This window comes from Pseudarthrobacter sp. CCNWLW217 (genome assembly GCF_037203985.1).
Taxonomy (GTDB): Bacteria; Actinomycetota; Actinomycetes; order Actinomycetales; family Micrococcaceae; genus Arthrobacter.
Genome location: NZ_JBBCBT010000032.1, coordinates 1 through 22,870, shown reverse-complemented (window position 1 = coordinate 22,870; position 22,870 = coordinate 1). Strand labels below are relative to the sequence as shown.

The 22,870-nt window shown below is 66.0% G+C and carries 22 protein-coding genes; 8 read left to right on the top strand and 14 right to left on the bottom strand.

The genetic code is table 11. The features are described 5' to 3' along the window. The 6 genes from V9L18_RS21580 to V9L18_RS21555 all read right to left on the bottom strand — a co-directional run. Positions 1-135, bottom strand: a 135-nt coding sequence (locus V9L18_RS21580) for a hypothetical protein (protein WP_337349197.1), incomplete at its 3' end; no start/stop codon positions are given. Between the two features lie 28 nt (positions 136-163). Then, on the bottom strand, positions 164-1,072 hold the full coding sequence (locus V9L18_RS21575; RefSeq protein ID WP_337349196.1) for an ABC transporter substrate-binding protein: 909 nt from the start codon (positions 1,070-1,072) through the stop codon (positions 164-166). A gap of 101 nt (positions 1,073-1,173) precedes the next feature. Then, positions 1,174-1,893, bottom strand: coding sequence for an ABC transporter permease (locus V9L18_RS21570; protein ID WP_337349195.1), 720 nt, complete (start codon positions 1,891-1,893; stop codon positions 1,174-1,176). Beyond that, entirely contained in the window at positions 1,890-2,540 is a 651-nt protein-coding gene (locus V9L18_RS21565; RefSeq protein WP_337349194.1) for an ABC transporter permease, read from the bottom strand. Before V9L18_RS21565 ends, V9L18_RS21570 begins: the two co-directional genes overlap by 4 nt. Then, positions 2,537-3,643 carry an ABC transporter ATP-binding protein gene (locus V9L18_RS21560; protein ID WP_337349193.1) on the bottom strand — a complete coding sequence of 369 codons (1,107 nt, stop codon included), beginning with the start codon at positions 3,641-3,643 and terminating at the stop codon, positions 2,537-2,539. The genes V9L18_RS21565 and V9L18_RS21560 overlap by 4 nt, the downstream gene beginning before the upstream one ends. Then, positions 3,640-4,371, bottom strand: a complete 732-nt coding sequence (locus V9L18_RS21555; RefSeq protein WP_376048041.1) for an IclR family transcriptional regulator — start codon at positions 4,369-4,371, stop codon at positions 3,640-3,642. Before V9L18_RS21555 ends, V9L18_RS21560 begins: the two co-directional genes overlap by 4 nt. A gap of 213 nt (positions 4,372-4,584) precedes the next feature. Here V9L18_RS21555 and V9L18_RS21550 point away from each other — a divergent pair, with 213 nt between their 5' ends. The 4 genes from V9L18_RS21550 to V9L18_RS21535 all read left to right on the top strand — a co-directional run bounded on the left by V9L18_RS21550 (position 4,585) and on the right by V9L18_RS21535 (position 9,341). Continuing rightward, complete coding sequence (locus tag V9L18_RS21550; RefSeq protein WP_337349191.1) at positions 4,585-5,784, top strand: allantoate amidohydrolase; 1,200 nt, start codon at positions 4,585-4,587, stop codon at positions 5,782-5,784. After that, on the top strand, positions 5,784-7,127 hold the full coding sequence (locus tag V9L18_RS21545) for a formimidoylglutamate deiminase (protein WP_337349190.1): 1,344 nt from the start codon (positions 5,784-5,786) through the stop codon (positions 7,125-7,127). Before V9L18_RS21550 ends, V9L18_RS21545 begins: the two co-directional genes overlap by 1 nt. Before the next feature lie 165 nt (positions 7,128-7,292). Beyond that, complete coding sequence (locus tag V9L18_RS21540) at positions 7,293-8,261, top strand: alpha/beta hydrolase (protein WP_337349189.1); 969 nt, start codon at positions 7,293-7,295, stop codon at positions 8,259-8,261. A gap of 78 nt (positions 8,262-8,339) precedes the next feature. Continuing rightward, positions 8,340-9,341, top strand: a complete 1,002-nt coding sequence (locus tag V9L18_RS21535; protein WP_337349188.1) for a hypothetical protein — start codon at positions 8,340-8,342, stop codon at positions 9,339-9,341. Between the two features lie 15 nt (positions 9,342-9,356). On the opposite strand, the gene V9L18_RS21530 is transcribed toward V9L18_RS21535, so the two are convergent. Beyond that, a complete protein-coding gene (locus V9L18_RS21530; RefSeq protein ID WP_337349187.1) occupies positions 9,357-10,283 on the bottom strand; it encodes an aldo/keto reductase in 927 nt (308 codons plus the stop codon). Positions 10,284-10,386: 103 nt separating this feature from the next. On the opposite strand from V9L18_RS21530, the gene V9L18_RS21525 reads away from it, so the two are divergent. Next, the gene (locus V9L18_RS21525) at positions 10,387-10,566 is read left to right on the top strand and encodes a hypothetical protein (protein ID WP_337349186.1); all 180 of its coding nucleotides are present in this window, start codon (positions 10,387-10,389) and stop codon (positions 10,564-10,566) included. Positions 10,567-10,660: 94 nt separating this feature from the next. Here V9L18_RS21525 and V9L18_RS21520 read toward each other — a convergent pair whose 3' ends face one another. From V9L18_RS21520 to V9L18_RS21495, 6 genes are read right to left on the bottom strand one after another with little or no spacing between them, the layout of a single operon-like run. Beyond that, positions 10,661-11,692, bottom strand: coding sequence for an aldo/keto reductase (locus V9L18_RS21520; protein ID WP_337349185.1), 1,032 nt, complete (start codon positions 11,690-11,692; stop codon positions 10,661-10,663). Beyond that, positions 11,689-13,041, bottom strand: coding sequence for an LLM class flavin-dependent oxidoreductase (locus V9L18_RS21515; protein WP_337349184.1), 1,353 nt, complete (start codon positions 13,039-13,041; stop codon positions 11,689-11,691). The genes V9L18_RS21520 and V9L18_RS21515 overlap by 4 nt, the downstream gene beginning before the upstream one ends. Further along, positions 13,041-14,423 (bottom strand): LLM class flavin-dependent oxidoreductase, encoded by a 1,383-nt coding sequence (locus V9L18_RS21510; protein ID WP_337349183.1) that lies wholly within the window; start codon positions 14,421-14,423, stop codon positions 13,041-13,043. Before V9L18_RS21510 ends, V9L18_RS21515 begins: the two co-directional genes overlap by 1 nt. A 26-nt stretch (positions 14,424-14,449) precedes the next feature. After that, on the bottom strand, positions 14,450-15,241 hold the full coding sequence (locus tag V9L18_RS21505; protein WP_337349182.1) for an ABC transporter ATP-binding protein: 792 nt from the start codon (positions 15,239-15,241) through the stop codon (positions 14,450-14,452). Beyond that, entirely contained in the window at positions 15,217-16,080 is an 864-nt protein-coding gene (locus tag V9L18_RS21500; RefSeq protein WP_337349181.1) for an ABC transporter permease, read from the bottom strand. The genes V9L18_RS21505 and V9L18_RS21500 overlap by 25 nt, the downstream gene beginning before the upstream one ends. Then, positions 16,077-17,192: an ABC transporter substrate-binding protein gene (locus V9L18_RS21495; protein ID WP_337349180.1), complete on the bottom strand. Its 1,116-nt coding sequence runs from the start codon at positions 17,190-17,192 to the stop codon at positions 16,077-16,079. Before V9L18_RS21495 ends, V9L18_RS21500 begins: the two co-directional genes overlap by 4 nt. Positions 17,193-17,751: 559 nt before the next feature. On the opposite strand from V9L18_RS21495, the gene V9L18_RS21490 reads away from it, so the two are divergent. Then, the gene (locus V9L18_RS21490; protein WP_337349179.1) at positions 17,752-18,510 is read left to right on the top strand and encodes a hypothetical protein; all 759 of its coding nucleotides are present in this window, start codon (positions 17,752-17,754) and stop codon (positions 18,508-18,510) included. Between the two features lie 286 nt (positions 18,511-18,796). Here V9L18_RS21490 and V9L18_RS21485 read toward each other — a convergent pair whose 3' ends face one another. Beyond that, positions 18,797-19,795: an aldo/keto reductase gene (locus V9L18_RS21485; RefSeq protein WP_337349178.1), complete on the bottom strand. Its 999-nt coding sequence runs from the start codon at positions 19,793-19,795 to the stop codon at positions 18,797-18,799. Positions 19,796-20,143: 348 nt separating this feature from the next. Here V9L18_RS21485 and V9L18_RS21480 point away from each other — a divergent pair, with 348 nt between their 5' ends. Together V9L18_RS21480 and V9L18_RS21475 are read left to right on the top strand one after the other, a co-directional pair. Beyond that, positions 20,144-21,742 carry a PucR family transcriptional regulator gene (locus V9L18_RS21480; RefSeq protein ID WP_337349177.1) on the top strand — a complete coding sequence of 533 codons (1,599 nt, stop codon included), beginning with the start codon at positions 20,144-20,146 and terminating at the stop codon, positions 21,740-21,742. After that, on the top strand, positions 21,739-22,671 hold the full coding sequence (locus V9L18_RS21475) for a glutaminase (RefSeq protein ID WP_337349176.1): 933 nt from the start codon (positions 21,739-21,741) through the stop codon (positions 22,669-22,671). Before V9L18_RS21480 ends, V9L18_RS21475 begins: the two co-directional genes overlap by 4 nt. The last annotated feature ends 199 nt before the right edge of the window (positions 22,672-22,870 follow it).

The window sequence follows — 22,870 nt, the reverse complement described above, 5'->3', positions numbered from 1 at the left end:
GCGTTCGGCGACCTCCGGGTCCAGGTTGTTCATCAGCATCCGCAGCGGAGCTTCCGTCTGCCAGCTCTTAGCGGTCAGCTCAGTGCCGCGGGCTGCTTTAACCGGGCGGGCACCGGTAGTGAAATCGGCTTTCAATGTATTGCTCCTAATATCTTGCGCGGGCCTAGACCAGATTCTTGGACTTGAGCCAGTCCTGGGCGATCTCGCCGATGTCCTCGAACTTCGCCACGCGGCCGTTCATCTCGATGAGGTCTTCCGTGGTGAGCGCGGCCGAGACTTTGTCCAGGACCTCCTTGACGGTGGCCGTGGACTTCTTCTCGTTGATGACCGGGACGATGTTCTCGGACAGGAAGAGGTTCTTGTCGTCTTCGAGCGCAACCAGGTTGTTGGCGGCCAGCGCCGGGTCGGTGCTGAAGAGGTCGGCCACCTGTACCTGGCCCGAAAGAAGGGCGTTGAGCGTCAGCGGGCCGCCGGCGTCGAGCGCCGAGAACTCCTTGAACTCCAAGTTGTAGACGGACTTCAGGCCGGCGACGCCGTTAATGCGGGTCTTCCACTCCGGGGGGCCGCCCAGGACGAGTTCCTTGGCCGCGGGCTGGAGGTCGCTGATGGTCTTGAGGTTGTGCTTCTCGGCTGTTTCCTTCTTGACAGCCAGGACATCCTTGTCTTCTGCTTCGGAGGCCGTCAGCATGGTCAGCCCGGACGGGACCTTGGTGGCCAGTTCCTTGGCGACTTCTTCGGAGGAGACTGCCTTGGTCGACGAATCAAGGTACTGCAGGAGTGCTCCGCCGTATTCGGGCATGAGGTCGATGGAACCGTCCTTGAGTGCCGGGATGGTGACTTCGCGGCTGCCAATACTGGGCTTTTCGGTCACCTGGACGCCCTTGGACTTGAGGGCTTCGGCGTAGATCTTGGCGATGAGCTGGCTTTCGGGGAAGTCCGCGGAGCCGACAATGATGCTGTCACTCGAAGCAGCGGCCTGGGTGTTGGAGCTGCTCATGGGATCCCCGCCGCAGGCGGTCAGGGCCAAGGCTGCAGTAGCCGCGAGGGTGATGCCGGTCAGGTACTTTTTCATGTTAATGGCTCTCTGGGGAGGCTGGCGCGGGGCATGCAGCGGCCAGGTTGGGGTGGGTCGGGTTGCCGGACGGCGGTTGGGATGTTGCGTGGGGTGGTGAGTCAGACCGTAGCGGGGATTTGCACGGTGTCGGCCGCAGCGGCCGATTTGATGGTGCGTCGGGTCAGTCCTGGTGAGACGATCCGACGCGTGATGAAGGCAAGTAGCTGGTCGAAAACAAGGGCCATCAGGGCCACGAGCACGGCGCCTGCAACCATCTGGCTGTAGTCGTTCTGGGCCTTGCCATCGATCAGCAGGCGGCCGAGTCCGCCGAGCGAAATGTAGGCGGCGATGGTCGCCGTCGAGATGATCTGCAGCAAGGCGCTTCGGACACCGGACAGTACCAAGGGGAGCGAGCAGGGGAGCTGAACATCCGTGAGAATCTTCATGGTGCGAAAGCCCATGCCCTTGGCGGCGTCGACGGCGGCAGCATCCACGGCGCGGATGCCGGCATAGGTGTTGGTCAGGATGGGCGGCACCGCGAGCAGCACCAAGACGATAAGGCTCGGCAGGATGTAGCCCATCTTGGACGGGAAGGCCGGTGAGATCAGCAGGACCAGCAGGATCAGCAGTCCCACGCTGGGGAGGGCGCGGAGGGCATTGGCCAGGCCGGCGATCATGAAGACGCCTTTGCCGGTGACACCGATGTAGACGCCGAGCGGAACCGCTATCACGGCCGCGATGGCGAGGGCGATGAGCGAGTAAACGAGGTGCTCACCGATCAGGTTGGGGATGCCGTCGGCACCGGTCCAGTGCGCGGGGTCGAACAAGTAGTTGATCATGCTGCCACCACCTTGGGGGTCCACGGTGTCAGCCACCGGTTGAGGAGGATGATCAGTCCGTCAATGATCATGGCCAGGACCACGCAGAGGATGATTCCGGCGATGATCGGGGTGAAGAACCGTAGCTGGAAGCCCTGGGTGAAGAGCGAACCGAGCTGGGGGATGCCGAGGAGTGCAGCCACTGACACGAGGCTGACGTTGGAGACCGCTGCTACGCGAAGGCCGGCGGCGATCACCGGCACGCCGACGGGAAGTTCAACTTTCAGGAGGCTCTGGTAGCCGCGGTAGCCCATGGCCTTCGCCGCCTGGACGGTATCTTCGGGAACGGAATCCAGGGCATCGGCAACCACTCGGACCAGCAGCGCCACTGTGTAGATGGTCAGCGCGGCCACGATGTTGATGGGGTCCAGGATCTTGGTGCCCAGCACCAACGGCAACAGGACGAACAATGCAAGCGAGGGCACGGTGTAAAGCAGGCCCGCGATGCCTACCAGGAGGGGGTAGATCCGGCGGCTGCGGTGTGCCCACCAACCCAAGGGCAGGGCAATCAGCAGGCCAAGGATCAGAGGGGTGACGGCGAGCAGCACATGCCAGCCGAGCAGGAACACAATATTGTCGAACTGGCGGCCCAGCCATTCAATGTTCATCGGGCCGTCTCCAGATGTGGTTCGGCCTCGATGGCCTTGACGATGTCGGACGCAGTTACCGTGCCGATGAGTTCACCGCGGTCGTTGACGACGACGCCGCGGCGGCTGGGGGAGGACAGCGCTGCGTCCAGAAGCTGGCGCATGGTCCCGGCCGATGTCGCAGACGTGCCGCTGAGGTTCAGGTGCTCCCGCTTCAGCTCGCCGACTACCAGCTCGGGCTGTGCCCAGCCAAGCGGTTTTCGTCCGCCGTCGACTACCAGGACCCATGCCCCGGTGGCCCTCGCACGCGCCTCCGCGGCGGAGTCTCCGAGCTGGACCACGGCCTCTTCGCTCACCGTCACGGCTCCGGCCACATTAGTGAAGCCCAACGAACGGTAGCCCCGGTCGCGTCCTACGAAGTCGGCTACGAATTCGTCTGCCGGAGAAGTGAGAAGCTCTGACGGCGTGGCCATCTGGGCGAGCTTCCCGCCGACGCGCATCACAGCCACCTGGTCCCCGAGCTTGAGGGCTTCGTCGATGTCGTGGGTAACCATGATGATGGTCTTGCCGATTTCTCGCTGGAGGCGGAGGAACTCGTCCTGGAGCTGCGCCCGGACCACCGGGTCCACGGCGCTGAACGGTTCGTCCATCAGCATGAACGCAGGGTCCGATGCCAAGGCGCGGGCCACCCCAACACGCTGCTGCTGGCCGCCCGAGAGCTGCCAGGGGTAGCGCTTGGCGAAGTTCGCCGGAAGGCCAACGCGCTCCATGAGCTCAAGGGCCTTCTTGCGTGCTTGCTGCCGGCTCTCGCCGAGCAGCAGCGGCATGGTGGCTACGTTGTCCACGATGGTGCGGTGCGGGAAAAGCCCGGCGTGCTGGATCACGTAGCCGATCCTGCGGCGGAGCAATGCCGCGTCCATCCCGGAAGTGGGCTGGTCATCAAGGTAGATGGTTCCGCTGGTGGGTTCGATGAGGCGGTTGATCATCCGGAGCGAGGTGGTCTTCCCGCAGCCGGACGGGCCGACAAGGATGGTCAGCTTGCCGGTGGGGGCTTCGAGGTCCAACCCGTCCACGGCCACTGTCCCGTCCGGGTAAGTCTTGGTAACGCTTTCAAACCTGATCATTTTGTATCCATGCTTTCCAGGGGCTTTCCATGGTCTTCGGAGGGCGTATTGAGAATGGTTTTGGCCACTGTCGCCAGGTCCTCGCCGATTGTCATTGCCTTCGTTTCATCCAGCCTGTAACTGGGCGCCACGATGCTCAGGGCAGCCACGGTCCGGCCGCCCATGATGACTGGGGCGGCAACGGCCGTCACATCGTCTTCAACACCGCTTCGCATGATGGCGAAGCCGCGTTCGGACTCGCCGCCGGTGAGGACCTTGCCTGCGGCCGATCCCTCCAGCGGGATGCTCCTGCCGACCCAGCTGGCATGCCGGATCGAGTGGGTTCCTTCAACTATTGCTATGTAGATTCCGGTGTCCCCAGCGCCGGGAATGCTGAGATAACAGGACTCCCCGAACTTTGCGACGAGTCCCTTCATAGCCGGAGTGCACAGGGAGACCAAGGACTCGTGGCCCAGGGCCAGTGCACCGAGTTGGATGACGCTGGCACCCGGCCGGAAGTTTCCGCCCGGGTCCCGTGAAACGAACCCGCTGGCCTCGAGCGTCCGGAGCAGGCGCAAGGCCGTGCTGGCGGACAAGTCAACCACCCGGGCTGCGTCACTGAGGCTGATGGCCCCGTCTGTACACACAGCGCTCAAAAGCGCCAGGGCCCGTTCCACTGTCCGGGTTGAAGAATCTGCAGCCACTGGTTGACCCGCTTTCGAGTGGTCCGAATCACTATCTCTTGCCACTAAGTAAAAACCAACTTTCATTCGATGACAATAGGTCCGGCCTACATTTCACACGCTCTTCACAAAATCCAGGTTGACCGGCCCCTGGTGGGACGATCACGTTTCCGGCATGTTGCGGGCCTGTTAAGTGTCGGCGGCATTCCTCCCGAGGCCTTGCCATGCAATGGAAACTGGTTTTTACTTGGTGGCAGTTCGTACTAATCGGAGGCACATGTGGAAACCGTCAACCAGCTCCTTGACTCCATCAAGGACGTGGGCCGCGACGCGGTCCGCGGAGGCTATTCCCGGGCCGTCTACTCGACGGCGGAACTCGACCTTCGGGCGTGGTTCATCGACGAGGCGCGCCAGCGTGGCCTGGATGTCGAAACTGACCGAAACGGCATCATCTGGGCGTGGTGGGGTCAGCCCCAGGACGGCGCACTGGTTACCGGCAGCCACCTTGACTCCGTCCCCGGCGGAGGGGCCTTTGACGGCCCGCTGGGGGTAGCTTCCGCGCTTGCCGCCGTCGATCTCCTCAAAGCCCGGGGAGTGCAGCCGCGCCGCTCCCTGGCCATCACCGCCTTCCCCGAAGAGGAGGGCTCCCGCTTTGGAGTGGCCTGCCTCGGGTCACGCCTTCTCACAGGAGCCATCGACGTCGACAAAGCGCGGAACCTCCGCGACGCTGACGGCAACACGTTCGCCGACGTCGCCCGCGCCAATGGCCTGGACCCCCGCCACATCGGGCCGGATCCACAGGCGCTGGCGCGTATCGGTGACTTTGTCGAACTTCATGTGGAGCAGGGAAAGGGCCTCGGAGCGCGCGGCCCGGCCATCGCCGTCGGAAGTTCCATCCTCGGCCATGGCCGCTGGAAGCTGAGTATCAGCGGCCAGGGCAACCACGCCGGGACTACCCTGATGGAGGACCGGGCGGATCCGATGGTGGCTGCCGCGCAAATCATTGTGGCCATCCGGCAGGCCGCCGCCCGCCAGCCCGATGCACGCGCCACGGTGGGGCGCCTCATCCCGGTGCCGGGCGGAACGAACGTTATCGCCTCCCGCGTGGACATGTGGCTGGACGCCCGCCACCCGGACGACGCCGTCACGGCCAGGCTCATCGAAGCAATCCATGGCAGGGCCCAGCGGCTGGCAGCCGAAGAAGGGTGCACGGTGATGTTGACTGAGGAGTCCTACAGCGAAACGGTCCATTTTGATCAGGGCCTGACCCGAACCATCAGCGGGATGCTGCCGGGGGCGCCGCTGCTGGCCACCGGGGCAGGTCATGACGCCGGTGTGCTGGCCGGATTTGTGCCGTCCGCCATGTTGTTCGTCCGGAACCCTAGCGGAATCTCGCACTCCCCGGAGGAACACGTCACCGATGAGGACGCCGGCACCGGCGCTGCCGCACTCGCGGACGTCCTGGAAGGGCTGCTGTAATGCGGTACTGGTGCGAGGCGGCAATGTTCGACGGCGGCGCCGGTCCCGCAGTTGCCGGACGGGTGGAGATCGAGGTGCAGGACGGCCGGATCACACACATCTCCCCGTCCGTTGACCCTTCCCCGGAGGCGCATATCCTGTCCGGCGTGGTTTTCCCGGCCGCGGCAAATGCCCACTCACACGCCTTCCACCGGATCCTGCGCGGCCGCACGCACCACAACCGTGGCGACTTTTGGGTCTGGCGGGAGCACATGTACCGCAGCGCGGCGGAGCTGACGCCTGACGCCTACGAGCAGCTAGCGACGGCGGTCTTCACGGAGATGGTGGTGGCCGGCTACAGCAGTGTGGCCGAGTTCCACTATGTCCACCACCAGCCCGGCGGCGTGCCATACCCGGAACCGCACGCCATGGAGCTTGCCCTGGCCAGGGCGGCCACCGCCGCCGGGATCCGGCTGACCCTCCTGGACACCCTGTATCTTGCCGGCGGCATCGGACTGCCGCTGAGTCCTGAACAGGCCAGGTTCGGGGACCGGGACGTGCAGGCATGGCTGGACCGGGTGGCTTCCCTTCGGACGGAAATCGCCCGGAGCTTCCCGCCCGGCATGGTCAGTGTGGGGGCCGCGCTTCACTCCGTCCGCGGGGTGCCGGAGGAGGACCTGGCCGTGGTGGCCGACAAGCTGCCGCACGACATGCCGCTTCACATCCACCTGAGCGAGCAGCCTGCGGAGAACGCGGCGTGCCTGGCAGCGCACGGACTGACGCCCACGGGACTCCTTGACCGGCACGGCCTGCTGAGCCCGCGCCTGTCGGCAGTCCACTGCACCCATTTGACGGATGAGGACATCGCTTTGCTCGGAAACGCCGGGGTAACCGTGGTCATGTGTCCCACCACCGAGGCGGACCTCGCGGACGGCATTGGCCCCGCCCGGGCACTGGCCAATGCCGGGGCTACCATCGCGCTGGGGACAGACCAGCACGCCGTGATCGACCCCTGGATCGAAATGCGGGCGCTGGAACACGGGGAACGCCTGGGCTCGGGGGAACGCGGCCGGTTTTCTCCTGAGGAGCTGCTCCACGCGGCTACCGAAGGGGCGGCCCGGTCCATGGCCACGCCGGTGGCACCGGAGGTTTTGCGGGTTGGTGCTGTCTGCGACCTGGTGGCTGTGGCCACCGGTTCGGCCCGGACGGCGGGATCGAAGCCGCAACAACTCCCTTTGAGTGCTACCGCTGCCGATGTCACGGCGGTGGTCATCAACGGAGAGCTCGTGGCGTCCGACGGCGTGCACCACCGCCTGGGCGCGCCGGGACGACTGCTGACGGACGCGCTCGAGAACTTTTCCTGAGCGAGGACATGTCCTTGTTCGCGGTGAGCGACGTTGATGGCCAGATGACCGCCATCCGGCGGTCCAGACAGCCCGGTTTGAGTGCTGCTGGCGGTTAGAATCGGCAGATGGACTACCTAGGCTGATTCAGGTCACAACGCGGTGACCAAGCCACCAGGAGACGCTATGAAACCGATCCACAAAGCCCCGCCCTTTGATGTTGAACTCGGGGCAACGCTGACTGCTCTGGGAGATCTGCTCAACCCCACGCTGACCCCGGATATGATTCCCGGGATGCGGGGTGCGCCGCTCACATCACCCATCGAAGAGCAGCTTGCAGGTCACGCCGTGAGGCACGTAGAGCGAACCATCCCCGGCCCGGACGGGGCACCCGACCTGGTGGTTTCGATCTTCACCAGGATTGATCACGTTCCCGGCGGCCCGGGGATCTATCACACCCATGGCGGCGGCATGGTCATCGGGGACCGCTTCCTGGGGGCGGACATGCTCATTGAGTGGGTGGAACTCATGAATGCTGTCGCGGTGTCGGTCGAGTACCGTCTCGCCCCCGAGAACCCGGACCCGGCGCCCGTGGAGGACTGCTATGCCGGCCTTGTCTGGACCGCCGCCCATGCCGAGGAGCTCGGCTTCGACCCGGCACGCCTCATCATCGCTGGAGCCAGTGCCGGCGGCGGGCTGGCCGCGGGAGTGGCCCTGATGGCGCGGGACCGTGGAGGTCCGGCGTTGGCCGCCCAGGTGCTGATCTGCCCCATGCTCGATGACCGCAACGAAACTGTCTCCAGCTACCAGATTGACGGCTTCGGGCTGTGGGACCGCACCAGCAACGACACCGGCTGGGACGCCTTGCTCGGTGACCGGCGCAAGACGTCGGACGTGTCCGTCTACGCAGCCCCTGCCCGGGCAACTGACCTGTCCAACCTGCCGCCTGCCTTCGTTGACGTAGCTACTGGAGAAGTGTTCAGGGACGAGGTGGTGGCCTACGCGTCGGCAATCTGGGCCGTTGGAGGCGTAGCGGAGCTGCACGTCTGGGCCGGCGGATTCCACGGTTTCGACATGCTTGTGCCGCAGGCCGCAATGTCAATCCAGGCCCGGGCCGTACGGACGAGATGGGTTCGCCGCATCCTCGGCGCCTGACGCCTCGGCACGCTCCCCGGCAGGTGGCGGACAGAGTAGGATTTTCGGACCAGTAGCGACCTCAACGAAGCGGCAGATATGCAGGGATTGGTGTGGCGCCTCAAAGCGCTTGACCCCGAGGCATCCGAAGGCCTCAAGGTGATCGCGTACTTTGATGCGCTCGTTGACGGGCATGCCAGTGCCCACGTCCTGCTGAAAGGCGCCGCGGTGCTCAGCGGCTGCCCGGCGGGATACGCGGTTGACGGGAACACCCTTCGCGTTGACGCCTCCGGTACGAAAACCGTGCCCGGGGCGCCCGGTGCCTGGCCCGGACATGACTTCGGTGATGGCGGGCGTGTGTGGATTGAGCGGTCCGGGCGCGCCTTCGCCAATGATGAGATGATCCTTGAGCGCGTGGCGATTGCGCTGGGGATCTCGTTCGACCGCACCAGCCCGGTGGCCGCCACCCGCCGGGCTGTCGCGACGGTCATTGACCGTACCGCGCCCCTGGACCGGCGGATGGATGCGGCCGCCATGCTCCATCTTGACCGGGACACGGCCTACCGCGTGGTGGCCGTCCCCGCCGCAACGGTGCTGCCGGGACCAAGTGCAGTCATCTACACAGAGGTAGGGCCCGTCCGGGCAGCTGTGTGCAGGCCCGCCGATGCGCGGCCTGAGTCCCGTTCGGGGGTCGGCCTGGCTATGCTGCCAGGTGCGCTTGAGAGGTCGTGGGACTCGGCGCTCCTCGCGCTGCGGCTGACTGGCCCGCAGAATCCGCGGCTGCTCGCCGATGACCTGGGCAGCCTGCTGGTCTTTGCGGAGCTGGCAGATTCCTCCGCGTTTGAGACCCCTGACCTCACGGCTCTGAAAGGGCTGCTGCGTGCTCAACCCAAGGCGCTGGTGCTCCTTGAGGCCATTGCGGCGACGAACAGCCTCCGGGCAGCCGCCGACGAGGTTGGCCTCCACCACTCCACCGTGCAGAGCCGCACCGCCGAGTACACGCAGGCGGTTGGGTTCGATATCCTCACGGCGACAGGGCGTGTGCGCCTGTCCCTTGTCCTGACACTGTTCAGGCTCTCCGCCACAACGTTAGGTCAGTAGTCCGCTCTATTCCGATTAGCCCAGCTCGCCGGTCCCGGCCGCCGCGAGCGGCAGAATCTGATCCCAGAAATCCGCAGGGATGTCCCACTCCGCGAGCTTGACGGTTTCCTCAACGCGTCCAGGTTCCGACATTCCAACAATCGTGGAGCTGACCCGCGGATCCCGGGTGGAGAACTGCAGGGCGGCGGCAGCCAGCGGCACTCCGTATTCCTTGCAGATCGCCTCCATCTGCTTGACCCGCCCGATGATGGCCTCGCTGGCCGGGCGGTAGCAGTAGTTGGGGGCGGCGTCCGGACCCTTGACCAGCATGCCGCCGCCGAACGGTGCCGCGTTAACGTACGCCACCCCACGGTCCATGGCGTCCTGGATGAGCGGCTCGGCGGTCTGGTCCACGAGCGTGTAGCGGTTGTGGCTGATGACGACGTCGAACACATCGAGTGCGAGGTACTTCAGTTCCAGGTCGATCGGCCCGCCAGCTACGCCCAGGTGCCCGATGACGCCTTGGTCGCGCAGCTCGATCAGCGCTTCCAGCGGGCCGCCTGCCGCGATGCCTTCCTCGAAGGTGATCTTCTCCGGATCGTGGAGGTATACCAGCTGGAGCCGGTCCAGGCCGAGCCGTTCAAGGCTTTCCTCCACGGACCGGCGGACCCGGTCGCCGGAGAAGTCATTGATTCCGCGGATGGGGTCCACCTTCGTGGCGACCACAACGCCCTGGGGCAGCCCACCGGCTTCCGCGAGGGCTTGGCCGATGCGGCGCTCACTGTTCGTCTGCCCGTATTCATTGGACGTGTCGATGAAGTTGAAGGGGCCTTCGAGGACCCGGCGGATGGTGGCGACGGCGGTGTCGGTTCCGTGCGGCGCGGGGTGGCTTCCCAGCGAACTGGTGCCGACACAGACGGGAGACACGGACAGGCCGGTGCGGCCAAGGGGGCGGTATTCCACGGATGTTCCTTCGGGTGGGAGGCTCAGAAAGGGCTTTCTCTCCAGCTATTCTGCCTGCTTCGCCCACTTGATAGTGTGATTGACCACACACCCAGGAGGAGCCATGACCATCAACTCACCCGAATCCCTGCCCGACGACGACGCGCAGGAACCGGCAGCCAACGGCGGGGCTGACAAGGAGAAGGACGATGGCGGCGTCCCCGCCGGGCAGGAAGGCGTCGGCCTGGGTGCCACCAACGAGCCCAACACCTTCGAACCCGAAGAAGCTCCGGAGACGGACTAACTTCCCATCGACTGCTCCGGAAGCGCCCTTTTGGCGGCTCAGAACGGCAGTTACGGAGCAGTCGATGTGTGTTTGGAATGGTGGTCCCAGGCCATTACCGGCTGCGGCGCCGCAGCAGCGGATCAAGGAGCGACGGCGGCTGGTAGCCGCTGTCCGCGACGTTCAGCGTGGTGCCGGGCGGGACGATCTCGTCGATCCGGTCCAGGACATCGGAGGACAGGCTCACCTTGTCCGCTCCCAGGGCCCCTTCCAACTGCTCCAGCGTCCGCGGGCCGATGATCGCCGAGCTGACGGCGGGGTGCTCCAGCACGAATCCCAGCGCCAGGTGGATCAGGGACAGCCCGGCCTGGTCGGCAAGTTCAGTCAACTCCAGCACCGCCTGCGTCTTGCGCGCGTTCTCGGCGGTCGAGGGGTCGTGCCGGGCAGGCTGCCGGGCGGCCCTGCTGGAGGGGGAGTGGCCGCCGTCGGGCCTGATCCGGCCGGAGAGCCAACCGCCGGCCAGCGGGCTCCACGGCAGCACGGCCAGCCGGTGGCGCTGGGCCAGCGGCAGGACTTCACGTTCCACGCCCCGCGCCAAGATGGAGTAGGGCGGCTGTTCCGCCACCGGCCGTTCCCGGTGGCGCTCGCGGGCCACATACTGGGCTTCCACGATCTGCCCCGGCTCAAATGTGGACGTTCCGATGTAGCGGATCTTGCCCTGCCGGACGAGGTCGGACAATGCGCCGAGAGTCTCGTCGATGTCGGTGTCCGGTTCCGGCCGGTGCACCTGGTAGAGGTCGATCCAGTCCGTCTGCAGCCGGCGCAGGCTGTCCTCCACAGCGCGGATGATCCAGCGGCGCGAATTGCCGGCCTGGTTCACGTCCTCGCCGAGGCGCCCGTGGACCTTCGTGGCCAGGACCACCTCGTCGCGGCGGCCTTTCAGGGCCTTGCCCACAATGGTTTCGGACTCGCCCTGGGAGTAGACGTCGGCCGTGTCCACCACGTTGATGCCGGACTCGAGCGCCCGGTGGATGATGCGGATGGAGTCGTCGTGGTCCGGGTTGCCGATGGCCCCGAACATCATGGTGCCAAGGGTCAGCGGGCTGACCTTGATGCCGGTGGCACCGAGGCTGCGGTAGTCGGTCATGCGGATGCTCCTTGAAGTTGCTGGTGGTGGTGAACTTGCTGGCTGTACTGGCTCTCGGGCCGGTCCAGCCCGAAGTGTTCGCGCAGTGTCCGGCCCGAGTATTCGGTCCGGAACAGGCCGCGGGCCTGCAGGATGGGGACCACCTCATCGGCGAAGGTCTCGAAGCCGCCGGGCAGCCAGGGCGGCATGATGTTGAACCCGTCGGCCGCCCCGTTTTCGAACCAGCGCTGGATCTCGTCCGCCACCTGCACCGGCGTTCCGGCCACGGCGTAGTGGCCGCGGGCGCCGGCAAAGCGGTGCAGGACCTGGCGCACAGTGAGGCGTTCCCGGCGGATGACTTCCAACAACAGCTGGCTCCGGCTGCTCTCACGGCCCGCGGCAGCCAGCAGCTCCTCCGGGAAAGTGTCGTCCAGCTTGAGCCCGTCCAAGTCAACGCCCAGCAGCTTCCGGAGGATGCCGAGCCCGTATTCCGGCTGGGTCAGTTCGTCGAATTCCTGCCGCAGAGCGCGCGCCTCCGCCTCGGTGGAACCCAAGTAAGGGCTGATGCCGGGAAGGACCAGGAGCTTGTCCGGATCACGGCCGGCCGCTGACGCCTGCGCCTTAATGTCGGCGTAGAACCCCTGCGCGCTTTGCAGGGTCTGGTGCGCGGTGAACACGGCTTCCGCATGCTGGGCCGCGAAGGCTTTACCGTCGGCGGAGGAGCCTGCCTGCACGTAGACCGGCCGGCCTTGCGGGGACCGAGGGATGTTTAGGGGCCCTTCCACCCGGAAGTGGTCGCCCTCATGCCCGATCGGGTGGATCCGTGAGGTATCGGCGAAAACTCCCGTGCCGGCGTCGGACACCACCGCCCCGTCCTCCCAGCTGTCCCAGAGCTTGCCCACCACCCGAACGAATTCGTCCGCCCGGTAGTAGCGTTCGGCGTGCGGCGGGTGCTCGTCCAGGCCGAAGTTCCGGGCTGCCCGTTCGGCGCCGGTGGTGACGATGTTCCAGCCCGCCCGGCCGCCGCTGAGGTGGTCCAGCGACGCGAACAGCCGGGCCGCGTTGTACGGCTCCAGGTAGGTGGTGCTCGCCGTGCCAATGAGGCCGATCCGTTCGGTGGCGACGGCGATCGCGGACAGCCAGGTGAAGGGCTCCAGACGGAACCTCGTGGCGTACTGCACGTTGCTCTCCAGTGCCGGCCCGTCCGCGAAGAACACCGCGTCGAACTTGGACCTCTCCGCGCGTTGCGCGAGCTCCTGGTAGAAGCTGATGTCCAGCAGCCGGTCCGGCTGGGACTTCGGGTGCCGCCAGGCTGCTTCATGGTGGCCGCCGGGGTAGATGAACAGATTGAGCTTCAGCTGCCGGGCCACTAGAGCGCCGACCCGATCGAAGCGAGCTCCGGCGCTTCGGCACCCGCAAAGAGGTTTACAGGACGCTCCAGGCCGTAGTGCTCCCGCAGGGTCCGGCCCGTGTATTCGGTGCGGAACAGGCCGCGCTCCTGCAGGATGGGCACCACCTGGTCCACAAATGTTTCGAGCCCCGAGGGCAGCACGGGCGGCATGATGTTGAAGCCGTCCGCGGCGCCGCCGTCGAACCATTCCTGGATGGCGTCCGCCACCTGGACAGGCGTGCCGGTGAAGGTCCGATGGCCGCGGCCGCCGCCCAGGCGTCCGATCAGTTCCCGGACTGTGAGCTTCTCCCGGCGTGCCAGCTGAACGATCAGGGTGTAGCGGCTCTTGGCGCCCTCGATCTCATCCTCGCTGGGCAGGTTGTCCGGCAGCTGGCGGTCCAGGGGCAGGTCCTCGGGCGCTACGCGGAGAGTCTTGGCCAACTGGATCCGGGCGTACCCGGGCTTGATCAGCCGGTCCAGTTCATGTTCGAGGGCCTGGGCTTCCTCCGCCGTGGCCCCGATGACCGGGACGATGCCCGGAAGGATCTTGATGGTCTCCGGATCACGGCCGACGGCGGCGGTCCGCTTCTTGAGGTCACGATAGAAGTCCTGCGCGTCGGCGAGAGTCTGGTGGGCGGTGAAGACGGCATCGGCGTATCGGGCGGCAAGGTCCTTGCCATCCTCCGAGGAGCCGGCCTGGACAATCAGCGGGTGACCCTGTGGTGAACGGGGAACGTTGAGCGGGCCACGGACCTTGAAGTGTTTGCCTTCGTGGTCGATGGTGCGGATCCGTTCGGAATCCGCCCAGACGCCGTCGGCCTTGTCCGCCAAGACCGCGTCGTCCTCCCAGCTGTCCCAAAGCTTCTGCGCCACCTCGATGAACTCGGCGGCACGCTCGTACCGGACTGCGTGTGCGGGCTGGTCGTCCACGCCGAAGTTGCGGGCGGCGTCGGGACCGGCAGTGGTGACCACATTCCATCCGGCGCGGCCACCGCTGACCCAGTCCACGGACGCGAAGCGTCGGGCCAGGTTGAACGGCTCGTTGTAGGTGGTGGAGGCGGTGGCGATCAGGCCGATGTGTTCCGTGGCGGCGGCGATCGCGGTCAGGAGCACGGTGGGCTCAAGCTTCCCGGCCGGGCGGCGGCCCACCTCGCCGAAGAGGACCGGAGAATCGGCGAAGAAGATGGAGTCCAGCTTGCCGCGTTCGGCGGTGCGGGCCAGCTGCTTGTAGTGCTCCACGTTGGTGCTGGAATGGGGATCGCTTTCGGGCAGGCGCCACGAGGCCTCGTGGTGGCCAGTGCTCATCAGGAAGGCGTTGAGGTGAAGTTTGCGCTGGGTGGAATCAGGACTCTGGGAACTCATGGGGTGCTCCTAAGGGGTGAAGTGATTTAGTGGCTGGCGACGGTGACGTCGACGCCGAGGGCAGTGAGCAGATCGCGGCGCAGGGCTTCGTGCCCGGCGGCGTCTGTGGGGGTTCCGGCAGCGGAGGTGCCAATCTCCGGCGCAACTGTGCGCACAGTTGCCACGCGGCCGCTGTCCAGGACCACGATCCGGTCGGCCAGGGCGATGGCCTCGTCCACGTCGTGGGTGACCAGCAGGACGGCGGGCCGATGCGCGGCCACGAGGTCGCGGAGCAGGCCGTGCATCTTGATGCGGGTCAGCGCGTCGAGCGCGCCAAAGGGTTCGTCGGCCAGCAGTAGCTGCGGTTCACGGACCAGGGAGCGGGCCAGTGCAACGCGCTGCTGCTCACCGCCGGAGAGCTCATGCGGCCAGGATTTTTCGCGGCCCGCGAGTCCCACTTCGGCGAGGGCCCTGCGGGCCTTCGTGTCGGCGTCGTGATCTCCCAGTCCCAGCGTGACGTTGCCCAGCACCGTGTCCCAGGGCAGCAGGCGGGAGTCCTGGAAGGCCACCGACACCCGGTCCGGAACGTTGATGACACCGCTGCCTTTCACATCGTGGTCCAGTCCGGCCAGCGCTCGCAGGAGCGTGCTTTTGCCGCAGCCGCTGGGACCCAGCAGGGCTACGAACTCGCCGGGGGCGATGTCCAGGTCCACACCGTTCAGGACGCCCTTCGGCCCGAAGCCGCGGACGAGGCCACGGACGGAAACCAGCGGTGCCTCCGTGGGCGCTTTGGTGCGGGACGGTGCGACGGCGGTCAGCCCGCCAGCGTGCGCTGCCATGAGAGTGCCTTTCGTTCGATGAAGCGGACAACGCCGTCGGATAGCAGGCCGAGGATGCCGTATACGGCGAGTCCGAGGACGATGATGTTGGTCTGGCCATAGGTGCGGGCGAGTTCCATCATGTAGCCGATGCCGCTGGTGGAATTGATCTGCTCCACCACCACCAGGGACACCCAGGCCCCGGTGACCGCGAAGCGGAGGCCCAGGAAGAAGCCAGGCAGGGCGCCGGGGAGTACCACGCGGCGGATGAAGCCTGCACGGCTCAGGCCCACAGTTTGCGCCAGTTCGACGTAGCGCAGGTCAATGCCGCGGAGGCCAGCGTGGGTCTGGAGGTAGATGGGAACGAAGACGCCGAGGGTGATGGTGAGGACCTTCATGGTCTCGTCGATCCCGAACCACAGGATGAGGAGCGGAATCAGGGCCAGGCCCGGGATGGCGCGCTTGATCTGCACTGGCCCGTCGATGAACGCCTCGCCTGCCCGGCTGAGCCCGGAAACCAGGGCCAGCACGGCGCCCACGACGATGCCGAAGAACAGCCCCAGTCCCGCCCGCTGAGCCGAGATGGCGAGGTTTTCCTGGAGCCGTCCATCGGCAATCAGCTCACCTGCCGTAGCCACCACGGTCCATGGTTCGGAGAGGATGCGGGGGTCCAGCAGCCCTGTTGCCGAGGCGGCTGTCCAGAGCAGCAGCAAAGCCGATGGGCCCAACAGCCCGGCCATCCGCCGTCGTCGTCCGGGGCCCAGCCTGCGGCCCGTGGGCCGTACATCCTCACGTCCGGCCAGTGCCGGGTCCGGGTGGGGTGCGAAGGCTGTTCGTTCCGCCACGGCCGCGGCGCTCATGCGGCACCTGCCTTTGCAGCCTCGGCGAAGGCGGTGCCCGCGATGGCTTCGTAGCGGGTGTCGTACAGGTCCGCCGCGACCAGTTCGGGTTTCTTCTGCTCCCGGGCCAGCAGGTCGATGGTCTGCTGGTGCCGTTCGATGGCTTCCGTCCAGGACACGGGCACGTCCCTTTTGCCCGCGGCATCGATCAGGTACTGGCCATCCTCGCGGGAAAGGCCCTGGTCCTTGACGTAGTAGCCTTCGAGCCATTCCGCCGGGTGGTCCTCGATCCACCGCTGGGCCTTGCCCCACACCTTGACGTACGCGGCGAGGGCCGCTGCCTTGGCGGGGTCATCCAGGACCTTGGCGGGGGAGTACAGGTGGCCGGGGTCGTCCCGCAGGCCGTGCCGGAGGGTGGAGGCGCCGTCGGCCTTGTATTTGGAGAGGTAGCGCTTGATCTGCACGCCGCCGATTGGTGCGGCATCCACCTGCTTGCTGGCTAGGGCGGTGGAATAGACGTCGCCGGTGCTGGGCAGCTCCACCAGCTTTACATCGTCCTGCCCGAGCCCGGCTTTTTCCAGGATCCGCAGCACCAGGGCGCCCTGGGCCTGTCCCGGGCTGTAGGCGATCTTCTTGCCGCGCAAGTCCTGCAGGGAGGAAATTCCCGCTCCGGGAGCGATGCCGAGTTCATAGAGGGGGTGATTCACGGCGTCCTGGCGGAAGGCGCTGGCGATGATGCGCACGTCCAGGCCGGTCCAGGTGGCGTGGATCGGCGGGATGTCAGCCACGGAACCGACATCCAGGGCGTTTGCCCGGAAGGCTTCGGTGGTCTGCGGGCCTCCGGAGATGTTGGCGAACTCCACATTGAAGTCCAGTTCCTTGTTCAGGCCGGACAGCTCCAAGGCCACTTTGACCGTGGGGTCGCCCACGGTGATGGTGGTACCGGCGGGCACTTCGGCGGCCAGAGGGGACGTTGCCTGCGTTGGCTGGGTGTTGCCGGCGGTGGCGCTCCCGCCGCAAGCGGTCAGGACGCCGAGCGCGGGCAAGGCCAGGAGGGCGCCCAGGGCGCGGCGCCGGGTGAAGGTGGAATGCCCTTGGGTGGAGGGAGGCGCGGACGGTGCAGCGAAGGACATGGTGTGGCCTTTCTTGGAAACGGGGGACGGGGATGAGGGCACAGCAAGGCTGGCCCGGGGGTGCACCCGGGAGCGGGATGAATCGAAATTTAGGAGGCTGCGCCGGTCAGCGGAAGCGGATCAGACCCGGCGGATCAGGCCCGGCAGCAACACGGAGAACCTGCGGCATGGGTGCCATTGGTGCAGCTGGCTATGTGCGGCATCGGGTCCTCCTGTCGTCATGCGTTTGTTATGCGGTGCGGCCTGGCCTGTGCCGTGACACCACCTAAACACGGCCTCAAGGGTGTTGGCCAGCACCCCGCAATGGAAGCTAAACGGGACGAAACCGGGCTACTTATGAAGCCACGGAAGGCGCAAAATAAGGCCAAACCTGGCAATCCGGCGCCATGTTCCGCAACGCGGCTTCACCGGAGCGTCATCTTGCGGGAGGGCCGCCTAGAGGGTGCGCGTGTTTTGTTATCGCCGCAACGGTTCGGCGCCAAAAGGGCCGTCGGCGGATCCCGGCGCGCCCGCGCGCTCCACAATTTAAGCACCTAACTCAAACCCAAAGGAGGGTGTGATGCGCAGTCCAGCCGCGTCAGGCGCGGTTTTTCCTACAGCCATTCTGATGGCCTTGCTTTTCACGGGCTGCGGCCCGCAGGCGGGACCGACGACGACGTCGAGTCCCAGCCCCACCGTCACCTCCGCGACGGGAACCACAACTGCCATGCCGACGGCGACCGCCTCGCCAAGTGCCACGGCTTCGCCGAGTCCCAGCGCGCCGGCGTCGGCCGCCTGGACCAGTTTCACGACGGCGGACGGCCAGTTGACGTTCGACTATCCGGCCGCGTGGAGCGTCAAGGATCCGGCGGGGGAGCTTCCTGAGGGCGGCGGTGCCTTCGCGGAGGTGAACAACGAAGCCGGCAAGCCACTGGCGACGCTTCGGACCAACATGGCCGTCGGGTCCACATGCATGGACCGGTATCCATACTCTGTGCTGGATTCCGAGGAGTTGCCGCAGTTGATGCAGGGTGAGGGGACTCCGCGGTTCATGTACGAGACCCGAGGGAACAGCGCCACACCTGGACCGGCGGACACGCCGGCGGCGGCCTACGGCATCACCTCGGTCCCGGCACCCACCGGCGACTCCGCGTCATGCATCTTCCACTTCTTCAACTGGCCGCCCACGGCCGCCATGTTCGGTGCGTTCTTCAACCCGGAGAACAACGTGACGCCGGGGGCTTCGTCCCTGCCGATCCTGGAACAGGCGAAGAAGTACATGGAAACGGAAGAGTACCAGGACATCCGGCGGATGATCACCTCGCTGCGGCCTGCTTGAGGGGCGGGCCGTGCTTGAGGGGCTCGGCCTGCTTGAGGGGCCGGCCGTGTGACCTAGGCCGGCCCAGCCGGCCGGCTGGCTCAAGGTTCCGTCAAGATTTCCCGGATATGGCCCGGACTGGTCAAGGCGGTTCCGCGGGACCAGTACATTGAATTCGGCTTCGGATCGTTCCCCAACCCCGAAGCCCGGGAAGCCCCCGCGCTGGAGTTCAACTCGCGCGGGGGCTTCCGATCAGGCGAAGGTTCGACGCCGGTTGCCCACTCGGATCGGCGGGAGCGCGGTCCATTTAGAGATTGGTCATGCGTTCCCCGGCCTCGTTGTACCGGCCGCCCTGCACCTGGATCTTCGCGGCGGCGTCCTCTATTTCGGTGAGTTCGTCCGCGGACAGTGCCACGCTGGCAGCGCCGAGGTTTTCGTCCAGCCGGTGCAGCTTGCGGGTCCCGGGGATCGGAACAATCCAGGGCTTCTGGGCAAGGAGCCAGGCTAAGGCAATCTGGGCCGGGGTTGCGCCCTTGCGCTCCGCGATCCCGGTGAGCAGGTCTACCACTACGCGGTTGTTCTCCCTGGCCTCGGGGGTGAAGCGGGGGATAGTGGCGCGGATGTCGTTGCCGGCCTCGAAGCTTGTCGAGGTGTCGATGGTGCCGGTCAGGAAGCCCTTGCCGAGCGGGCTGAAAGGCACAAACCCGATGCCCAGTTCCTCGCACGTGGCCAGGACGTCTTCTTCGGGGCGCCGCCACCACAGCGAGTATTCGCTCTGGACGGCGGTCACGGGCTGGACCGCGTGGGCCCGGCGGATGGTTCCTGCGGCGGCCTCGGACATGCCGAAGTGCTTCACTTTGCCGGCGTCGATCAGTTCTTTGACCGCCCCGGCCACGTCCTCAATGGGGACGTCGGGGTCCACCCGGTGCTGGTAGTAGAGGTCAATGGCCTCAACGCCGAGCCGTTGGAGCGAGCCCTCCACCACGTGCTTGATGACGTCGGGACGGCTGGTGACCTTTCCGCTTGGCTTGCGCTCGGCAGGGTCGATGTCCCAGCCGAACTTGGTGGCAATCACCACCTCGCCCCTATACGGGGCGAGCGCCTCACCCACCAGTTCCTCGTTGGCGTAGGGGCCGTAGATCTCGGCGGTGTCGAAGAAGGTGACGCCGCGGTCCACGGCGGCGCGGATCAGCGAGATCATCTCCTGCCGGTCGGGCCTGTCGCTGTAGCCGCCGCTCATGCTCATACAGCCCAGCCCGATGGCGGAGACTTCGAGGCCGCTGGTGCCCAGGGTGCGCTTATCCATGTGTCATGCTCCTGTGTCGAAAGAAGGGAAGGCGGCACAAAATTTCCGATTATGGCTGAACCGCGCTGTCCCAGAAACGCTAACCCCGCCTGGAGATGCGCGGCAGGGTCTGTCAGTACACCCTTTGGAGCCGGCCGGGCTCCGGGAAAGCTGCAAAGGGCCCGCTTCGCTGCCAGCCGCCTCGGGCATTGACGGCCATACAGGGCTGCCAACCCGCCCAACTTGGTCAGCTACCCGAAAAGCTGCCAGTGCCTTTGGAATGGCTTCCATATTTTGCCGCCGCGTGCGTCGATAGCATGGGGTGACCGGACAAAGCCGTCCGGTGAGATCGACGCGAAAAAGGAAGCCATGGCAGCGGTTACGGTGGAGGATATCCTTTCGGATCTCCCCTTGGGTTTCGCCAGCCTCATCCTCCGGCCGGCCCCGGCCAGCTCCGCGATCGAACGGTTCCTGATCGTGGATGCGGATGATGAAGCGCCCGACGGCGGCGCGGCCTTTGTGCTGTTGATCGGCGTCCGTGGCCGCTCGGCTTTGCCCGCGCTGCGCCGGCTCCTGAAGAACCCTCCGCCGGTGGTCGCCGTCAAGGGAATGCGCGAAGAGCTCGCCGAAGCTGAGGAACTGCTCCGCGACGCCGGTACGGGCCTGCTCCTGGTGGATCCGGGGGCCGATTGGGACCGGCTCCTGTCCATTGCCAAGGACCGCATCCAGCCGCGCAGCTACCAGAGCGAAGTGCTGACACTGCTGGAAGAGGACCTGTTCGCCATCGCCCAGACCACCGCCAGGCTCACCTCCAGCCACGTGCTCATCGAAGATGCCGCCAACAAGGTGCTGGCATACTCCACCGTTTCGAACGACATCGACGAGCTGCGCAAGGCCTCCATCCTGGCCCGCCGCGGTCCGCGTAAATATGAGCTGCTGCTCAAGGACCTGGGCGCCTACCGTGAACTGCACAGGACCCGGCTGCCGGTGCGGGTACCCGCCCGGCCACAGGACGGGCTCCGGGAACGGGTGGCCATCACACTGTTCGCCGGGGACCGGATCATGGGCTACATCTGGCTGCAGGAAACCGGGGGCGGCTTCGGCACCGACGTAGAGTACGTGCTCAACGGATCTGCCGCCCGGGCTTCCGCCGAGCTGATCCGGTACCGCAACCAGCAGTCTGTGCACATGCGCGAAGACCGCATTGCCCGGATCCTGTCAGGACCGGCGGAAGCCGCGGCCAGCGCCCACAGCGAGAAAATCCCTGCTGAACGCCCCGCCGCTTTGATCCTGATAGGAATCTCGGATGCCGAAGCCCAGGCTGACGACGCCGCACTGAAGCACGGCGAACTCGCCAACCTTGCGTCCATCCATGCGGCTGCCTTCAAGGCGTCCGCCGTCGTGGGCCAGTTCAAGGGCGACACCGCCGTGATTGTCCCGGGCCTGCAGTCAACCGCCGCGGAGCCAGGGCTGCGGAGCCTGGCCGACGCAATCGTCCGGGATGCCGCCAAGCACCTGGGCATCAGCCCGTTCGCCGCCGTCGGTCCGGTGGTCCCGGACTTGCTGTCCATCCACTCAACCACCCGTATCACCGAGGCCCTGCTGAGTTGCGTCGGTACGTCTCCGGACAAGGCCGTAGCCACCGTGGACGACTTCGAGGCAGAAATCCTCTTCCGGGAGGCGGTCCAGAACTTCACGTCCTCCACCTTCCGCCACCGCGGCCTTTCCGCGCTGCTGCAGCAGGACGGCGAACTCGCAGAAACCCTGCACGCCTACTTCGACGCCGCACTGGACGTCGCCGAATGCGCCAGCAGGATGAAGCTGCACAAGAACACCGTCTACTACCGCATCAGCAAAGCTTCCCGGGCCACCGGCCTGGACTTCGGCGACCCCCGGGACGCCCTGGTGGCCCTGCTCCATATCCAGGAATGGGCCGGCACGAACAAAGAACATTTAGGCACGAAATGACCACGACCCTTGAGGCCCCACCGTTGGGCCAGATTCTCGACGACATCGTCCGCCGTCACCGGCCGGAGCGCGAAAGCGGCTCGGTTCCGGCCTCCATCCCCTTCCTGGCGGCAGTTCCCTTCAACATGTTTGGCATCGCAGTTGCCACCGCGTCCGGGGAGGTGTTCAGTTCCGGCGACTCCGGCGTCCCGTTTTCCATCCAGAGCATCTCCAAGGTGTTCACCCTGGCGATGGCGCTTCGGGGCGACAGGGCAGGAACACTGTGGTCCCGGGTCCTGCGCGAACCGTCCGGCACCCCCTTCAACTCCCTGGTCCAGTTGGAAGCGGAACAGGGCATCCCGCGGAACCCTTTCATCAACGCCGGCGCGTTGGTGGTCACCGATCACCTGATGAATGAAACGCCCGACGCCGCCACGCGGCTCTTGCGGTTCCTCACCGACCAGGCGGGCAGCGCAGGGCCTTTCATCCATGAGGCCGCCGCTGCCAGCGAGCTTTCCAGCAGCAACCGCAACCTGGCGCTCGCACATTTCCTCAAGGACTTCGGCAACCTGGCCCAGTCAGCGGAATCAGTAGTGGAAAACTACGTCCGCCAATGCTCCATCATGATGACCTGCGTGGAACTCGCCAAGGCCGGGCTCTTCCTTGCCAGGAATGGCCAGGGGACCCACGGAACCGTGGTGTCCCCCAGCGAAGCGAAACGCATTGGTTCCATCATGCTCACTTGCGGCATGTACGACGCCGCGGGCGAGTTCGCCTACCGCGTTGGCCTGCCCGGAAAAAGCGGCGTGGGCGGCGGAATCCTGGTGATCGTTCCAGGTGTTTGCGCGATCTGCGTCTGGAGTCCCCGGCTGGACGCCAAGGGGAACTCCCTCGCCGGCACTGCGGCCCTCGCCGACCTTTCCGACCGCACGGGCTGGTCCGTTTTCTAGCTTTTTCTTGCCCGTCGGGGAGCACACCCCACGACTTTCTTCCCACCCAAGCAGGATCTTCTCCCTATCGAAAGGATCAACCGTGCCCATCAACCCCAATGACGAGGTTGTACTGAAACCACTCGACGGCGGGCATGCGCATGCCAGTGAGTCGGCGTTGCATGCGGAGGATAAGGGTTATCACAAGAACCTCAAGCCC